Annotated in this window: 13 protein-coding genes and 1 pseudogene; 7 read left to right on the top strand and 7 right to left on the bottom strand. The window is 38.3% G+C overall.

Features of this window, described 5'->3' with window-relative positions:
- Positions 1-33: 33 nt before the first annotated feature.
- From AC2SLL_RS11945 to AC2SLL_RS11935, 3 genes are all read right to left on the bottom strand, one after another.
- A complete protein-coding gene (locus AC2SLL_RS11945; protein ID WP_486530951.1) occupies positions 34-873 on the bottom strand; it encodes an IS3 family transposase in 840 nt (279 codons plus the stop codon).
- Positions 861-1,379, bottom strand: a complete 519-nt coding sequence (locus AC2SLL_RS11940) for a helix-turn-helix domain-containing protein (protein WP_486530417.1) — start codon at positions 1,377-1,379, stop codon at positions 861-863. The genes AC2SLL_RS11945 and AC2SLL_RS11940 overlap by 13 nt, the downstream gene beginning before the upstream one ends.
- 82 nt (positions 1,380-1,461) lie before the next feature.
- Complete coding sequence (locus AC2SLL_RS11935; protein ID WP_486531908.1) at positions 1,462-3,117, bottom strand: NAD+ synthase; 1,656 nt, start codon at positions 3,115-3,117, stop codon at positions 1,462-1,464.
- A 593-nt stretch (positions 3,118-3,710) separates the two neighbouring features.
- Between AC2SLL_RS11935 and AC2SLL_RS11930 the strand changes: the two genes are divergently transcribed.
- A complete protein-coding gene (locus AC2SLL_RS11930) occupies positions 3,711-4,229 on the top strand; it encodes a hypothetical protein (RefSeq protein WP_486531907.1) in 519 nt (172 codons plus the stop codon).
- Positions 4,230-4,363: 134 nt separating this feature from the next.
- On the opposite strand, the gene zapA is transcribed toward AC2SLL_RS11930, so the two are convergent.
- Positions 4,364-4,873 (bottom strand): cell division protein ZapA, encoded by a 510-nt coding sequence (zapA, locus tag AC2SLL_RS11925; RefSeq protein ID WP_486531906.1) that lies wholly within the window; start codon positions 4,871-4,873, stop codon positions 4,364-4,366.
- Between the two features lie 327 nt (positions 4,874-5,200).
- Complete coding sequence (locus AC2SLL_RS11920; protein WP_486531905.1) at positions 5,201-5,611, bottom strand: hypothetical protein; 411 nt, start codon at positions 5,609-5,611, stop codon at positions 5,201-5,203.
- Between the two features lie 274 nt (positions 5,612-5,885).
- Between AC2SLL_RS11920 and AC2SLL_RS11915 the strand changes: the two genes are divergently transcribed.
- The 3 genes and pseudogenes from AC2SLL_RS11915 (at position 5,886) to AC2SLL_RS11905 (ending at position 8,663) form a co-directional block, all read left to right on the top strand.
- Complete coding sequence (locus tag AC2SLL_RS11915; RefSeq protein WP_486531904.1) at positions 5,886-6,542, top strand: UPF0149 family protein; 657 nt, start codon at positions 5,886-5,888, stop codon at positions 6,540-6,542.
- A gap of 102 nt (positions 6,543-6,644) precedes the next feature.
- Positions 6,645-7,892 (top strand): acetylornithine deacetylase, encoded by a 1,248-nt coding sequence (gene argE, locus AC2SLL_RS11910; protein ID WP_486531903.1) that lies wholly within the window; start codon positions 6,645-6,647, stop codon positions 7,890-7,892.
- A gap of 121 nt (positions 7,893-8,013) precedes the next feature.
- A pseudogene (locus tag AC2SLL_RS11905) lies at positions 8,014-8,663 on the top strand (LysE family translocator).
- Positions 8,664-8,854: 191 nt separating this feature from the next.
- Here AC2SLL_RS11905 and miaB read toward each other — a convergent pair.
- Positions 8,855-10,333 carry a tRNA (N6-isopentenyl adenosine(37)-C2)-methylthiotransferase MiaB gene (gene miaB, locus AC2SLL_RS11900; RefSeq protein ID WP_486531902.1) on the bottom strand — a complete coding sequence of 493 codons (1,479 nt, stop codon included), beginning with the start codon at positions 10,331-10,333 and terminating at the stop codon, positions 8,855-8,857.
- Between the two features lie 596 nt (positions 10,334-10,929).
- Between miaB and AC2SLL_RS11895 the strand changes: the two genes are divergently transcribed.
- The 3 genes from AC2SLL_RS11895 to AC2SLL_RS11885 all read left to right on the top strand — a co-directional run bounded on the left by AC2SLL_RS11895 (position 10,930) and on the right by AC2SLL_RS11885 (position 15,025).
- Positions 10,930-13,017 carry a lytic transglycosylase domain-containing protein gene (locus AC2SLL_RS11895; protein WP_486531911.1) on the top strand — a complete coding sequence of 696 codons (2,088 nt, stop codon included), beginning with the start codon at positions 10,930-10,932 and terminating at the stop codon, positions 13,015-13,017.
- A gap of 451 nt (positions 13,018-13,468) precedes the next feature.
- Positions 13,469-14,452, top strand: a complete 984-nt coding sequence (locus tag AC2SLL_RS11890; RefSeq protein WP_486531901.1) for a malate dehydrogenase — start codon at positions 13,469-13,471, stop codon at positions 14,450-14,452.
- Between the two features lie 333 nt (positions 14,453-14,785).
- Positions 14,786-15,025, top strand: a complete 240-nt coding sequence (locus AC2SLL_RS11885) for a DUF2789 domain-containing protein (RefSeq protein WP_486531899.1) — start codon at positions 14,786-14,788, stop codon at positions 15,023-15,025.
- Positions 15,026-15,321: 296 nt separating this feature from the next.
- On the opposite strand, the gene AC2SLL_RS11880 is transcribed toward AC2SLL_RS11885, so the two are convergent.
- Positions 15,322-16,119 carry a lytic transglycosylase domain-containing protein gene (locus tag AC2SLL_RS11880; RefSeq protein ID WP_486531910.1) on the bottom strand — a complete coding sequence of 266 codons (798 nt, stop codon included), beginning with the start codon at positions 16,117-16,119 and terminating at the stop codon, positions 15,322-15,324.
- Positions 16,120-16,432: the final 313 nt, after the last annotated feature.

Raw genomic sequence — 16,432 nt, 5'->3', positions numbered from 1 at the left:
TGAACTGACCCCCAAAAGTTGGACGGTTTAAGTCTATCTCAAGGACTGAATTCTGTACTTCACAGGACTCAGTCCTTTAAGTTTAAGCTGAATACGCTCATGATTGTAATAATGAATGTACTCATGAATTTGCTTTTCTAGTTCATCAATAGTTTTAGGCTTTTCAATATAGATGGTCTCACACTTCAGTGTGCCAAAGAAGCTCTCCATTAACGCATTATCTATGCAGTTGCCTTTTCTACTCATGCTTTGTCTTATCTTATGCTTTTTAAGCGTCTTTCTAAAAGGCTTCATTTGATAATGCCAGCCTTGATCAGAGTGAAGCATTAACTTTTTATGACGACTTGTTTTCGTCTTATCTAGCGCAAAATCTAGCATTTTACTTACCACATCATAGGTTGGTCTTTTAGATAAGGTATAACTGACTATTTCATTATTATAGCAATCAAGAATCGGAGATAGATATAATTTATTGTCACCCACCTTAAACTCAGTAATGTCTGTTAACCAGCGTTTATTGGGTTTACCAGCATGGAAGCGACGCTTTAAATAGTTCTTTGCTATTTTTCCCTGTTGACCTTTATAGGATCGATACTTCTTTCTTCTGATCTTCGCATTAAGATTTAACTGCTTCATAAGCTTGGCAATAAGCTTATGGTTATGATGCATGCCTAACTGCTTTAATGCGGCTGTGATTCTACGATAGCCATACCGACCTTTATGTTGGTAATATAGCTCGATGATACGCTGCTTTAAATCAGCGTATTTGTCTTCAGCATCAAACTGACACCTATGGTAATAAAAGACACTTTTAGGCATATCAGCTATCTTAAGTAAAGCTGATATGCAATATTTATCCCTTAGTCCTTCGATGAGCCTTGCTTTGTCTCGGCTTGTTCCCTCTCCCTGAGCAAGGCATCGAGCTTTTTTAGGTAGGCATTCTCCGCACGAAGATATTCATTCTCACGTTTCAGCTCTGCTAATATCTTTTCATCATCTGGTTTGTCTGTGATAAATGGTTTGCTCATGGCCGCTCTACCTTTACGTTTAGATATGAGTCCAGACATACCCTGTAGTCGATAAGCTTTGTGCCACTGGCTGATTAAAGCTGGTGAGCTGATGTTATACCTTAGAGCAACTTCCAATTGACTTAGGCCTTGGGTAAGCATCGTTGTTAGTACGTTAAGTTTAAACTCACTACTGTATTTGGCTTTGCTTGTCTTTGGCTTAATAGCCTTTATACCACCGCTTTGATATTGCTTGACCCATTTACTTACAAATCTTGGATTCACTTTAAACTTCTTTGCTGTGGCATGACCGGTATGTCCTTGCTTATAGTATCCTATGACTTTGATCTTAAAATCTAGATTGTAACGCATAAAAATACCCCATAAGTTGTGTCCAACTTTTGGGGGTCAGTTCACACAAGCTCTTTTTTTTATGAACTATTCAGGGTAAGTGCTAATCTTCAATCGTCCATCCGTTAACCAATGGGTAGCGGCGTTCACGCCCAAACGCTTTATGGCTGACTTTTGTGCCTATAGCGGCTTGGCGGCGTTTGTATTCGCTATTATCGACTAAAAGGATGATTTGACGAACGATGTCGGCATCGAAACCTTTGTCAACAATTTCGTTATAGCCTAAATCTTCATCGACATAGTGCTTTAGAATAGTGTCTAAAGTATCGTAATCTGGTAGGCTGTCTTCATCTTTTTGGTCTGGACGCAGCTCAGCAGAGGGTGGTCGGGTAATGACGCGTTCAGGAATGACGTCAGTGTCCTCTAAGCGGTTACGATAGTTGGCAAGGGCATATACTTGAGTTTTATACACATCTTTTAATACATCAAATCCGCCAGCCATATCGCCATATAAAGTGGCATAGCCAACTGCCATTTCTGACTTATTGCCAGTAGTAATAACCAGATGGCCAAACTTGTTTGATAGGGCCATGAGCACCATACCCCGGGCACGAGCTTGAATATTCTCTTCTGTCGTGTCTGCTTTAGCTTTATTAAATAAAGGCGCTAAGGTATGGCGAATACCATCTACCGCATCGTGAATAGGGCACACAGTATATGAGACGTTGAGCCTACGAGCCTGAGCTTGAGCATCTTCAAGGCTGATTTGCGAGGTATATTCGTATGGCATCATGACCGCATAGACTTTGTCGGCCCCCAAAGCATCCACTGCAATACAAAGCGTCAGTGCTGAATCAATACCACCTGATAGTCCTACTAATACACCCTCGAAACCAGAGTGATTAACATAGTCACGTAGCCCCACCACTAAGGCTTGATAAGTCTCAGACTCCGGACTAAGATTAATAGGTGCTTTAGATTGAGTGTCAAAACGCCCTTGATTAATATTATAGGTGGCATATAAATTATGTTCTAAGAATCTAGGGGCTTCGTGTGCAATGTTACCATCTGCTTGCATAACCAAAGAACCGCCATCAAATACCAAGTCATCTTGTCCGCCCACACAGTTAACGTAGATGAGGGGCAAGGCATTACTCTTAACCCGTTCTTGTAACATAGCTTTACGGATATTTTGCTTATTCGCTTCATAAGGTGACGCATTTATAGTAATGACTAAGTCTGCCCCTTGATCTTTTAACGCTTTGATTGGCTCTTCTTGCCATAAATCTTCACAAATTAATAATCCGATAGTTACGCCTTGATAGTCAAATAAAACCTGATTACGACCTTTATCAAAATAGCGACGCTCATCGAATACCCCATAATTCGGTAAATACTGTTTGTGATAAAACCCTTTTTGATGACCATTGTGTAAAATGGCAGCAGAATTAAAGGTACCGTGATAATCTATATGTGGGTAACCGACAATCATTACAATATCGTTGATATCACTTAGTGAACTTAAGGCAGACTTTACCCGATCAGAGAGGCTGGGACGTAATAATAAGTCTTCAGGTGGATAGCCAAGTAGTGATAGTTCGGGAAAAATGATGACATCAGCACCCTCTTTACGAGCTTGAATAGCCAGTGAACGCATTTTTTTTACATTCTTGTCAATGTCGCCCACCATAAAATGGGATTGAGCTAAAGCAAATTTTAGTGAATCGCTAGCATTAGCAATGTTGTTATCATTAAGCATTATGAAATCCTGTTAATTTTAAGCGCTAAATAATCAAATCACTTTATATAATTTTTTTTGAGCAATATTAATACTAGAGTTAATAGCGCTGTATTGATGAGATAGAATAATCGTTATATACAAATATAAAAAATAAGCGGCGAAACATACGCCAAACACAGTCTAATCAAGTACATCCCAGTCAAATATAGCCCAATAATGTCATTATAATATTGAATTTTCTAGCTTATTTGATACAAAATGTCTTGCAATAAACGAGATATACTTCTTTAGTATAACATCAAAATTTTTAGATACATCCAGTGACTGTCTACTTATAGGGCTAATTATAGCCAGTTTTAAGTGAACATAAAGTAATAGTGTATGTTAAGGCTAGGTATAATAAGCTGACGAATATAATTTAATATAGCCTTATCATTTACGTTAGTTTGGCGGTTTAACGGTTCTATTTTTATTATTTTATTTTAACTGGCCCTTTTAGTAGTGCTATTTTGACAGACTATTTTCAATGATTTTATGCTTATCAAAATGATGTTAAGAGAACTATACACATTTTAACCCTATAAATTGGTTAAAGATTTAAGGAAACAAATATGCTGCCCTTTATAATTACCTTATTAATGATCTGGTTTATCATGTGGGCATTTTTTAAATTTATGTATCCTAAACCGCCTAAAGCCTTTATGCCAAAAGAAGGTGATGTCGTGATACCTAGAGAGTGTGATTACTGTGGTTATCCACTGGCTGAATACCGTGGGGTTTTAGAGACTAAACCTGATACCAGTATTACAACAGAGAAACGCGCTGAGTTAAAGAGACTAGATGAAGAATTGAAAAGCTATGCAGCAGAGAGTCTGGGGGCTAACGAAATTAAAGCCGCTATGCTAAAAGGGAAAAGCCGTAAACAAAAGAAAGAAATAAGACTGGCTCATGAGCAAAGACAAAAACAGCGATTTAAAAAAGAACAAGAAATCAAAAAGATTACTTCATGGTTTTTCTGTAATTATGAGCACCAAACTAAATATCATGAGTCAAGAAGCCAGACTGGTAATACCGATGCTAATATTAATGCCAATCTTGATGAGAGTGACAACCAGCACAACCCCTACTAAATCATAGGCATTATTAGAAAGTTAAAAATCACTTATTTACTATTTGGCTGTTTAATTTATATTGAGCTGATTAATAGCATAATAACCTTGCTTTGATTCATTTATACCTACTAGACAGCCTAAATTAGGTGGCTTTAATCGGTTAGTTCTTTAATCATCTTATCGATAAGGTAATTGGCCTTATTGTTAACCTCTTCCTGATTTGAACCTTCTTTTTTAGATTGCTGTAGTTGCTCAAAAAGATTTAAACAGCAAAGTACTAATAAATTTTCATGTGATAAATTAGGAGCTTGTTGGCGTATACCGTTAATAAACTCATTAATATGGTTTGACGCTGTTTTTAACTCATTCTCTTCACCTGTGGGGCAGTTAATAGTATAGACTTTACCCGCAATAACGGTGTCAACGGCTACAAATTGAGACTTGGATTCCGATTGATCTTTTAAGGGGGTTTGGGGTGTTGAGTTTACTGCTTCGATGTTGACCTCAGACCTTACTGATGATTTGATGGTATTAGATGTTTTGCTCGATTCGGTCTGTGGTTTGGCTATCTGAACATCATTCTTTAATGTTATGTTAGCATTAGGGTTGTTAGACGAATTAGACTTCGACGGCTCAATCTTATTTAATTCTGAATTTGACATAAGGTTCTCTTTAAACGGTAAAATACTGAATAGCTTTAAATTTATAGTTTTGACTCTTTAGTTTTTAAATATTTGAATCGGTAGTTTTAAATATCATACGCTGTTTAAAATAATTCAAACGTATCTGAACAGCTAAGCCAAGATATAAATAGTATGGAAGCGTTTTAACTCAATGTACATGTGTATAAATTTAATAATACTTGTATCAGTTAATAAATAAATAGTTATCTAGGCTTTTTAGTATGGTTTTAAGCTTTAGGATTTAGTTTTAAATCAGTGAATGAGTGTATTGATCATTTAAAATGACAACCACGCTGTAACCAAAAACTAATCTGTTGTTTGATCAATGCGAGTCAATCGCTCTAACACTACTTTAGTATGCTCTGCTGCAGTACGATTCTTTTCAAGTAATACTTCATTGGCTTGTTCTAATGCGGCACACTTTTTTACTAACGCACTATGCTTATCATTTAAGTTATGATGTGCTTCTGCTAATGTTTGGTACTCTTGATCAAGCGTGGTTAGTTTTTCTTTTAAAGTGTCGCATTCTTGAATACTGCGTTTATATTGGCTATTTAGGTCAGCCAGTTGCTGTTTAACGTGGTTGAACTGGGCAATATTTACTTTAGGTTGAGACTTAAAAGTCTTAAGTTCATTCTTGGTGTTTTCATACTGCTTACGCACAGTTTGTATGGATGCATCAAGGGTTTGTAACTTGGTAATTAATGAATCAGTCATGAGGCAATCGCTTATAAGTTGTTCAGTTTAAATCTTAATTAAAGTTTAAAAGTATCTTCCCTTTAATAATGCCACAGATGCCCGCATCATATCTAGCGTTAGATGTTAATGAATGTTTATTATTGAGTCAGAACGAAACAATTTATATAAATGCAATTTAGAAGAAGATAAGCAGGTAGTGTTATAAACTGACTATCGAATAATCAAAAGAGCGAGTAAGTTAGCAACTTACTAGTTTATACAGCATATTAAAAAATTTAGGATAAATAATGCGATGAATGACAATATATCTGGTTGGAATGATTGGACAATAGCGTTTGCAGATTGGTCAGATGCTAGCATTAGTGAGTTACACGGACTGATGACTGGGCTGATGACAGTTTGTCAAGCACCCACTAAAAAAGAAGATTGGGAACGGTTATTAACTGAGCTTAGCTTCACTTTGCCAAATGATGAGGCTATGACCCTATTGACTGAAGAGGCGGAAGATACGTCATTTCAGTTACGCGATAAGGATGATGCCTATCAATACTTGCCATTGGTACCTGACGATGAGCATGATTTATATGAGCGTATCATCTCACTTAAAGAATGGGCAAATGGTTTTATGACAGGTTTTGGGGTTACAGATTGTACGCTGACCGAAGAAGAAAATACTATATTGTCAGATTTAGCACAAATCTGTAGTATTAGAATTAATCCAGATGAAGAATTTGAAGGGGGTGAGGAGTCTTTCTTATATTTATATGAGTTTGCCCGTATGGTCCCAGTTAGTCTAGCCACGCGCCCTCGTAAAGTTATGTTAGAGTTACCCTTGATTGCTGGATTACCTGTCAACTCTAAAACGGCCTTCGAGATTGAGAAAGAAGGTGTTAAACCAAAACCAAGACCGCATGTTATTGAGGCGATGAATCGCAATAACCCCTCATGATTGTTTGCTATAACACCATTTTACTGATCTGTTTATTAGTCTAGATTTATGTAATTAGAAATTTCGATTTTCAAAGTTGATATTCATTTTCGAGATTAAGATATGAGTGATCCCAACCAAACGATACGCCCATTCAACAGCCGTGTAAGTGCGGATATGCCTCGAAAAAGTATTGACTGGCTGACTCGTTTAATCGCCTTCGATACCGTTAGTCGTCATTCTAATTTGGCGCTTATTGAGGACGTGAAATCTTATTGTCAACAACTAGGTCTAAGGCCATTTTTAACCTTCAATCAAGAAAAAACAAAAGCGAATTTATTTGTGACAGTTCCTGCTGGCGATGACGCTACTATTATTAGTGGCGGTATCGTGTTGTCTGGGCACACCGACGTCGTACCGGTTGAGGGGCAAGCGTGGCAGTCTGACCCTTTTAGTGCAGAAATTCGGGGTAATAAACTCTATGGCCGCGGTGCATGTGATATGAAGGGCTTTATTGCTTGTGCATTACATCTACTCCCTAAAGCAGTGTCGTATTCTCAAGCAGGTAGGCTGGTTAAGCCTTTACATTTGGCTTTTTCATTTGATGAAGAAGTAGGGTGCTTAGGCGCGCCATTACTACTTAAAGACATCAGTGAGCGTGGTATAAAACCTGATTACTGTATTGTTGGTGAGCCTTCATTAATGAAAATGGTAGTGGCACACAAAGGAATCAATGTGTTTCGTTGTACTATACACGGAAAGTCTGTGCATTCATCGCTTACTCCGCAAGGGGTTAACGCCATTAGTTATGCGTCTCGTTTGATAACATTTATTGATGAGCTAGCGAGTCATTTGGCGGCAAATAGGCAAGATGCTTCTTGGTTTGATGATCAATTTGATGTGCCATTTTCAACCTTGTCTATTGGGACGATTAAAGGCGGTACGGCTACTAATATAGTGCCAAATTTATGCGAGTTTACATTTGATTACCGTAACCTGCCCACCATGAATACTGACGATATACTGCCAAAGATTAAAGCAAAAATTGCTGAGTTAACTGAGCAGATGCAAATGGTCGATGTCCAGACTGGCATAGAAATTGAGCATCTTGAAGATGTACCTGCTATGCAGGAAAAGGATAGCGCTGCTCTACAAGCTCTGATTGCAGGTTTGGTGCATGAGTCTGCACGCCATAAGGTGGCTTATGCTACTGAAGGCGGTCAGTTTACTAATGTGGGTATTCCGACGGTCATTTGTGGCCCGGGCAGTATTGAGCAGGCTCACAAGGCAAATGAGTTTGTTGAGCTAGAGCAGTTAGATCAGTGTGACGAGTTTTTGCATAAATTACTTGATACCCTAACGTTGAGCTAATCCTGATTCTTTATTAGAGCATTAAATGCACTTATTAACTAGATACCTTATTAAGTTAAGCAGATACCTTTGGTAATCCAGCGATAAAATTTTCTTTACTATTTTTATAAGGCAATGCTTTATGAGCTTAGCCGTTTTTTTGGTTTTCTTTTTTAGTACCTTTTTGATATCAGCCACTCCTGGCCCGAATATGTTATTGGCTTTTCAACAGGGGCTAAATTATGGTGTTCGCTATACTCTTTGGAGTTTAGGTGGACTAAGCTTTGGTCTATTTATTCTGCTTTTGTCTGCGCTATTAGGTATTGATATTATCAGTCGACAGTTTCCTTGGCTTCTCATTGTGATTAAGGGGGGTGGTGCACTTTACTTGGTGTATTTAGGTATTCAAGCTTGGCTTCATGCATCAGATAGTGTTGGTTTTGATATCTCATCAGAGTCGGTTGCAGCCAAACTGTTGAAAACACCATGGCAAAGATTTCGTCGCGGGGTCTGGGTGTCGTTATCAAATTCAAAAGCTATCTTGTTTTTTGCTGCCTTTTTTCCAAAGTTTATAAACTTCAATGCGCCTTTATTGCAACAATATGCCTTGTTGACTCTAGGCTTTTTGCCAGTGAGACTAGTTGGCAGATAGCTTATACGGTAGGTGGTAAGAAGCTAGCGAATTGGTTTGGCAGTGGCTCGCGGTTACTGTGGTTGAATCGAATATGTGGCATTATTTTTATATTCATTGCAGTCGCTATGTTCTGGGAAGTGGTTGTAGATATTGTTTGATAGCTTACTTGTTTAATAGCTGATGCTCTGTATAGTCAAACTAATTTAAAAGTAGTTGACTATACAGAGTATAAGTTGAGAGAGAGAAAAGGGAAGCGTCATACAGATTCACGGCTTATCAGTCTAAACATGAATCTATGTTTCATTTATGAGTCCTATGAGTCCTATGAGTCGTATTTAATTTGCACAGACTAGCCTAAAACATCTATTAGCTCGCCACGTACCATATGTGGGCTGACATATTCGGTAATATTAACCGTAGCCAGCTTGCCCATTAACTCTATTTTTTGTTGTTCTGTCGCAGTAAACAATACAGAACGTGTATTATCCGCTGTACCCAGCAATTGGTCGTCATAACGGTCTGCAACATCTTCAACTAGCACTCTTACCGTTTTACCCACCATGTCTTGTGTTTTTTTCAACGTGGATTCTAAAATAACTTTTTGAAACTCTGCTAAGCGTTGTTTTTTAGTTGAAAGGCTGACATCATCAGGAAGTTCAGAAGCTGGAGTGCCGGGGCGTTTAGAATAAATAAAACTATAAGAATGATCAAAATCTAATGCTTTGGCAAGATTTAAAGTATCTTCAAAGTCGTCTTGAGTTTCGCCTGGAAACCCAATAATAAAATCACTTGATAAATGAATGTCAGGACGTACTTTCTTCAGTTTATTGATTTGATTGATATAGACATCAATGGTATGGTTGCGCTTCATCGCCGCCAATATCTTATTTGAGCCACTTTGAACAGGAAGATGTAAATGTGAAACCAACTGTGGCAATTTCGCATAAGCATCGATAATATCATCAGTAAACTCAAGGGGATGACTGGTGGTATACCGAATACGCTCAACACCATCAATGTGGGCGACATAGTGCAGTAGTTCAGAAAAACGGCAGATACTACCATCGTCTTTTTCGCCACGGTAGCCATTTACATTTTGACCCAATAGGTTGATTTCTCTGACACCTTGTTCAGCGAGACTGTCAATTTCAGTTAATACATCATCTAAAGGGCGTGATAATTCCTCTCCGCGAGTGTAGGGCACAACACAAAAAGAGCAGTATTTTGAACATCCTTCCATGATAGAGACAAAGGCTTTAAAGCCGTCAACTTTAGGCTCAGGTAAAAAGTCAAACTTTTCAATGCTAGGGAAAGACACATCGACGGTACCAATACGGTTTTTCGGCTTGATATTTTTTTGCTTTTTTGATTGATCATATAGTTCTGGCAAACGGTGTAACGTTTGTGGTCCAAACACCATATCAACATAGGGTGCGCGCTTCTGAATATTATCGCCTTCTTGCGAGGCAACACAGCCGCCCACCCCAATCACTAAATCAGGATTTTTCTCTTTTAATTTGCGCCAACGCCCAAGTTGCGAGAACACCTTTTCTTCTGCTTTTTCGCGTATAGAGCAGGTGTTCATTAAAAGCACATCTGCTTCGTTGATATCATCAGTCACGATCATATCGTGAGACTCGCCAAGCATATCCCCCATTTTCTCAGAATCATAGACGTTCATCTGACAACCTTGAGTTGCAATGAACACCTTTTTCTTTGGTAGCCCGCTTTTTCGTACAGGCATACTTTCACTATTAATATAGTCAGACTTAGCGTTAGCCTCAGTTGAATTAGTGATAGTTTTAGGGTCAAATAGGGTAGCACTCATATTAAGCAGTCCAAGGTTATGCATTGATTTAAATGACGTTGATAAGTGAGGTTTATAAATGGATAAGTTGATAATAAGCTACGGTCACATTAAAGTTAATATAAGTCTATTCTTTAAAATGTGTTTAGTGGGCATAGTTATGTCACTAACCATTATACCATAAGCCTAACGACATAAAATGTATCGCTCGGTATACTAGACCTGAAAAGTAATGCATCGTTTTTAAAACACAGAGTTTTCTTTTTCAAAAAAGCAAACAGCAACATCAGCTTACATAAAGCATTTTGGTGTACGATGGTTTGTTGCCTATAATCTATAGGGTACGTCCACAATTTAACGAATTATTTTAAATTATACTTATCAAACTCATATAAACTCATAATAAGACTGTATTTATGTCAAAAATGAACCCATTATCTAATAATTACCGATTATCTAAACGTATTGGTAATGTCGCCGAATTCAGCATCTATGGCGCTAATACATCAAAAATCAACTTTAATAAACAATCTTTTTATCACAGTCAAGCTGCTTATTTAACTTCCCACCTAAACTTAAATTCTTACCTAAAAGAGGCGGGGCGTTTGTGTGGTTATATGGCAATGACGATGGCTTGCTTAGGAACAATAGGTGCCACTCAACTTGCTCATGCAGAACTAACCTTTGGGTCTTCTAGCAATCAAGAAAGCAGTAGCCGCTCTCAAACGGCCTATCCGAGCTCATATGCCAGTTCAAACTCAAAAGCTTATCAAGGCTATGATAACGCTAATAGCAATACTGGTATTGATTACTTTAATGAGGCCTATGATGCTGCTAAACAACGTGATACCAGTGCGCTTTATAGATATGAGCAGATGATGAGTGGCGGTTTATTTGCGATGTATCCTGCCTATTGGCGGCTGGATAACGACTTATCTACTTTAAACCCAGGTGTGGTATCCGGCTTTGCTCGCCAATATAGTGGTAGCGTGATGGCGGAGAAGTTGGCAGCAGATTATGCCGAAGTTAAGGCACAAGCAGGCGATTATGCTGCGGTGCGTCAAGTGGCAAACTTAGTCGTTAATGCAGACGACAGCGAGAAATGTGCCATTGCTTTAGGGTTTAATAACGGCGGCGATGCCATAAGGGCGATATCTTTAAAATCTGATGTGTGGCTGACAACAAAAAAACAACCCGCTCTATGCTCTCAACTCGCATCGGAGATGAATAATAACCCCATGATCAGTAATACAGATCGTAAAGAGCGCTTGGTTAGGATGTTGAGAGAAGGGCGTACTGGAGACATTATTAACCTGTCTCGATCTTTAGGGGTTCCTGTGGATTATGCCACCTTAGGCGATATACAACGTAATCCAAATTCTTTTTTAAACCGTTATGCAAACGAGCCTTATAGCGAGTTAAATCAATATCTATATTTGTATACGCTCGGACGCATTGCTGATAAATCCTACCGCGAAGCTGCTATTCAGCTAGATTATGACTTACGTCAAGATAATCAGCGCCCACAAAAATTATTGAGTGATTCAACCCGTCGCCATGCTTATCGTATATTGGGTGTAAAGCGGATGAATTATAATACTGATGATGGGTTTAATGATGAGGCGGTAACTTGGTTTCGCAATAGCCTAGGGGAGTCATTTAACTTCGAAGAAGCCGAAGATTATGCTCATGCTGCTATTCGCTTTAGCCAATGGGATGATTTAATCAATGCCATTGGTAGTTTGGATGCGGCTACTCAAAAGGAGGATATTTGGCAATACTGGTTGGCACGTGCCTACGAATCATCATCAAAAAATAAAAATAAAAGTTTGGCACGTCAAATCTATCAACGTTTGGCTAACAATAATGACTATTATGGCTTCTTAGCTCAAGATAAAGTCGGACAGCGGTTCAATGTTGCTAAAAATAGTGCTAATACATTGCCCAGTGTATCAAATAGTGACACCAGCCGTATGCTTAAAGATCCTCATTTTGCGCGCGCCTTTGCTTTATATAATTCCAGTGCAGATCGTAGTTTTGCAAATAGAGAATGGAACTGGGCCGTTAAGGTAGCTCGTGACAACCGAGATACGGGTATGATAGTAGCAGCTGCTAAACACGCTCATGATATGGGCTGGCTAGATCGTGCTATATACGCCATAGACAATACCGATAGCGTTAATAATTATGCACTGTCACATCCAATGCCGTATCAAACCTCTGTTGTTCGTTATAGCCGTAAGGTCGGTATTGATCCAGCTTGGGCTTATGGCATTATGCGTCAGGAAAGTCGATTTGTAAGCTCAGCTCGCTCTGGAGTTGGTGCTAGTGGTTTGATGCAAATTATGCCAAATACTGCCAAGTATATTGCTCGTAACTTAGGCGAATCTTACAGTTCTTCACGTGCTAATAGTGGTAATACCAACATTCGTTATGGTACATGGTATATGAGCGATATTATGGGCAAGTTAAACAATCAACCGGTATTAGCGACTGCTGGGTATAATGCTGGACCGAATAAGGCAAAACGTTGGCAACCTGTTTATGGTTCAATGGCAGCAGATCAATATGTCGAAACCATTGCCTATCCAGAAACTCGGGACTACGTAAAAAAGGTAATGGAAAACGCAACTATTTACGGTAGTTTACTTGGCTCAGCGACACCTATTTCCAAGCGTATGGGGGCAGTACCACCAAGTTACTGATAGAGCCATATAGTTATGCTTTAAGTTTGGTTTGAGTGATTGGTTTGAGCAGATATCTGAAAGGTGCTACACTTTTAGAAATGTTATGATATCTTAATGTTTTAGTACTAAGAAATTTTTAGTATTAAAAACATTGTACAACTAATATTCTGCGCCTCCTATGAGTGATTTATAAGTCTATCTATAATAGATTATGCAGAAATAGTTTATGCCGATATGGGCTCCTTATATTAAGTATAAACTCAGTGTTTTTAAGCGAGCGAGTCTGAGCACGCTTAGATTATTTAGTGCTTTTATGATTAACTTAATGATATATTACGACTGAAAATTTAAGGCTTACAAGCTTTAATAAGACTTTTAGAAAAGAAGTTATGATAAGAAAGTATAAAAACTACCTGATCATATATTAACTTTTCTTAACCTACGAGCTTTAACCTACTAGGAGAATTACATGAAACAACCTGTTCGCGTTGCCGTAACTGGTGCTGCTGGTAATATCAGCTATGCTATGCTATTTCGTATTGCTTCAGGCGAAATGCTTGGTAAAGATCAGCCCGTTATTTTACAGCTTTTAGAAATTACCCCAGCGCTTGATGCCCTTAAAGGGGTGGTTATGGAACTTGAAGACTGTGCTTTCCCGCTGCTTGCTGGTATTGTACAAACTGATGATGCTAATGTGGCTTTTAAAGATGCAGACTATGCATTACTGGTTGGTGCTCGTCCTCGTGGGCCTGGTATGGAACGTAAAGACTTATTAGAAGCTAATGCCACTATTTTCTCCGCTCAAGGTAAGGCACTAAATAGTGTTGCTAGCCGTGATGTAAAAGTATTAGTTGTTGGTAATCCTGCAAATACAAATGCTTTAATTGCACAGCGTAATGCGCCTGATTTAGACCCACGTAATTTCACGGCAATGACTCGTCTAGATCATAACCGCGGTATCGCTCAGCTTGCAGAAGAAACTAATAGCACGGTTAATGATATTAAGAAAATGATCATTTGGGGTAACCACTCTTCTACCCAGTATCCAGATCTTAGCCAGTGTACAGTTAATGGTAAGCCAGCACTTGACCAAGTTGATCGTGATTGGTATGAAAACAGCTATATTCCAGACGTTCAAAAACGTGGCGCTGCTATTATTGCTGCCCGTGGTGCGTCTTCAGCAGCTTCAGCGGCCAACGCAGCTATCGCTCATATGCGTACTTGGGCTTTGGGTTCTGAGGAGAATGATTGGGTATCAATGGGTGTTTACTCAAATGGCGAGTACGGTATTGCTGAAGGCTTAATCTATTCATATCCTTGTACTTGTAATAACGGCGATTGGAAAATCGTTGAAGGCCTAGATGTATCATCTGATTTTTCAAAAGATAAAATGCAAGCAACGGAACAAGAGCTTACTGAAGAGCGTGATGCAGTAGCACATCTGTTGCCTTAGTAAGTAAAAGTAAATAGATATTAAAAAGTTTTTCATAGTAAAAGAGCCTGCATAATTGCAGGCTTTTTTGATAAACTTAACCAATCTTTGGCTTATTTTATTACAATAGTCGTAGGCAAACTAAAGAGCTACATCGTTAACCTCACTAAGCCTACTAGAGTAGTACTTGCGCTTGGCTGCCTTGTATCTCATTAAGTTGCCTATGACTATACATAGCTGTAACACAAACCTAAACTATTTCATTATTTAAAATAGGTTTTTTTTGCTAAGATTAAACCAGTTCAGCTAGTCATTTTAATTTTAGGCATTTTTTAATTTTAGGAGGAGAGCAATATGTTAGGTGAGCCTGACTATACGATTAATGATTTATTTGCACAACTTGGCTTAGATAGCTCGGATGATGCAATCGACAAATTTATAGCCGAACATCCACTGGATAAGGACCAAGAGCTAGTAAAGGCGGATTTTTGGACTGAAAAACAACGTGCGTTTTTGCAAGAGGAGTGGACACGTGATGCGGCTTGGGTGGAAGTTATTGATGAGCTAAATGTACGACTGCATCCTTCCGCCTAACTATAGCAATGTCTAGTCTATTAAGACGTTTAGATTTAGCCATGCAGTTTTAGAGTCAATCCCATTGACCTTACTAGACTAGGTTAATAATAAAGTTAAAAAAAGCCCTCTCCTATGTGAGAGGGCCTGAAATTTCTGAATTTATGAGTGTTAATTTCAAAATATACAATATCAAGGTTAGTGTTAATCCAATTAAAACTTCATTACTTGAGTAGAGTGTTGAACATTCAAACATGGAATTGATGGCGTCTGTTTTTTAGGCAATATGCAGTGGGGTTTTGAATGCTCAACAGACTCTAGTTATAGTTGCTACTGGTACCGAAAGAAATAGTGCCCCCATTTAAACTAGCGCGCTCAATCGTAACGTTGTTTCCAGAAACTGAGTTTACTGATGAGACATTTAAAAGGTTCGCATCATTTTTATAAAGTGAGTTATAACGTCCTAATACTTTTTTAACATAATTTTTAGTTTCTCTAAATGGTGGAATGCCACCATATTTATCAACGTTACCTTCGCCAGCATTATAGCCAGCGACTACGTACTCAACTTTGCCTTTAAACCGTTTGGTAAGCCACGCTATATACTTGGCAGCGCCTTCAATATTTTCGCTAGGATTCCACGCATTGCTGACGTTAAAGCGACGGGCTGTTGCTGGCATCAACTGCATTAAACCTTGTGCGCCTACTGGAGAACGAGCATTTGGGTTGAATGCTGATTCTGTGTGCATCATTGCTTTCATTAATGCTGGGTCAACCCCATGCCTTGCAGCGGAAGCACGAATAAGATGGTCGTAGTTATTACGGTTAGAGCTAGGACTTGGCGAACCAAAACCGCTATAATGAGCAGGGGTATTTGCAGAGTAATTAGAATTTGATTGAGCTTCGGAGTTTGGGTAGTAAGTTACTTTAACTTTTTGAGTGAATTTATCAAAGTTGCCAGAAGGGTTTACATTGGTAAGTAGAACCTGACCAGAGTTATCTTTGTAAACATACATATTACCTGCATAGGCAGGGATAATAATAGTTGAAATTAGGATACTGCCAAATGTTAAACGGCTCAAGCGGATGCTAATTTGGTTCAATAAATTCGTCATAGTCACGTGATAAAACCTCAAAATATAATTACAAGCTAAGTACCACACAATCATCAATGTAATGAGAACATAAATTAGTTTTTCAAAATAGCTGATTTTTTACTATCACACTTTTTTCTTACTATTACATTATCATGATGGTGTGGAGTTGCAATATAACATAATTACTTATACTCAATCTAACCATTGAAATAATCTGTATCTTATCTCATTCATTTTAGCAAGATTCTGTAACATTAATATATTGCCACATTAATGAATTATCTTTGATTAAACATCTTATAAAGTTTGACAGACTAATATGACAATTTAG

The sequence above is a fragment of the Psychrobacter sp. CX97 genome (assembly GCF_057396285.1).
Note: the sequence above shows the minus strand (reverse complement) of the source record. Positions and strands in the feature narration are given on the sequence as shown.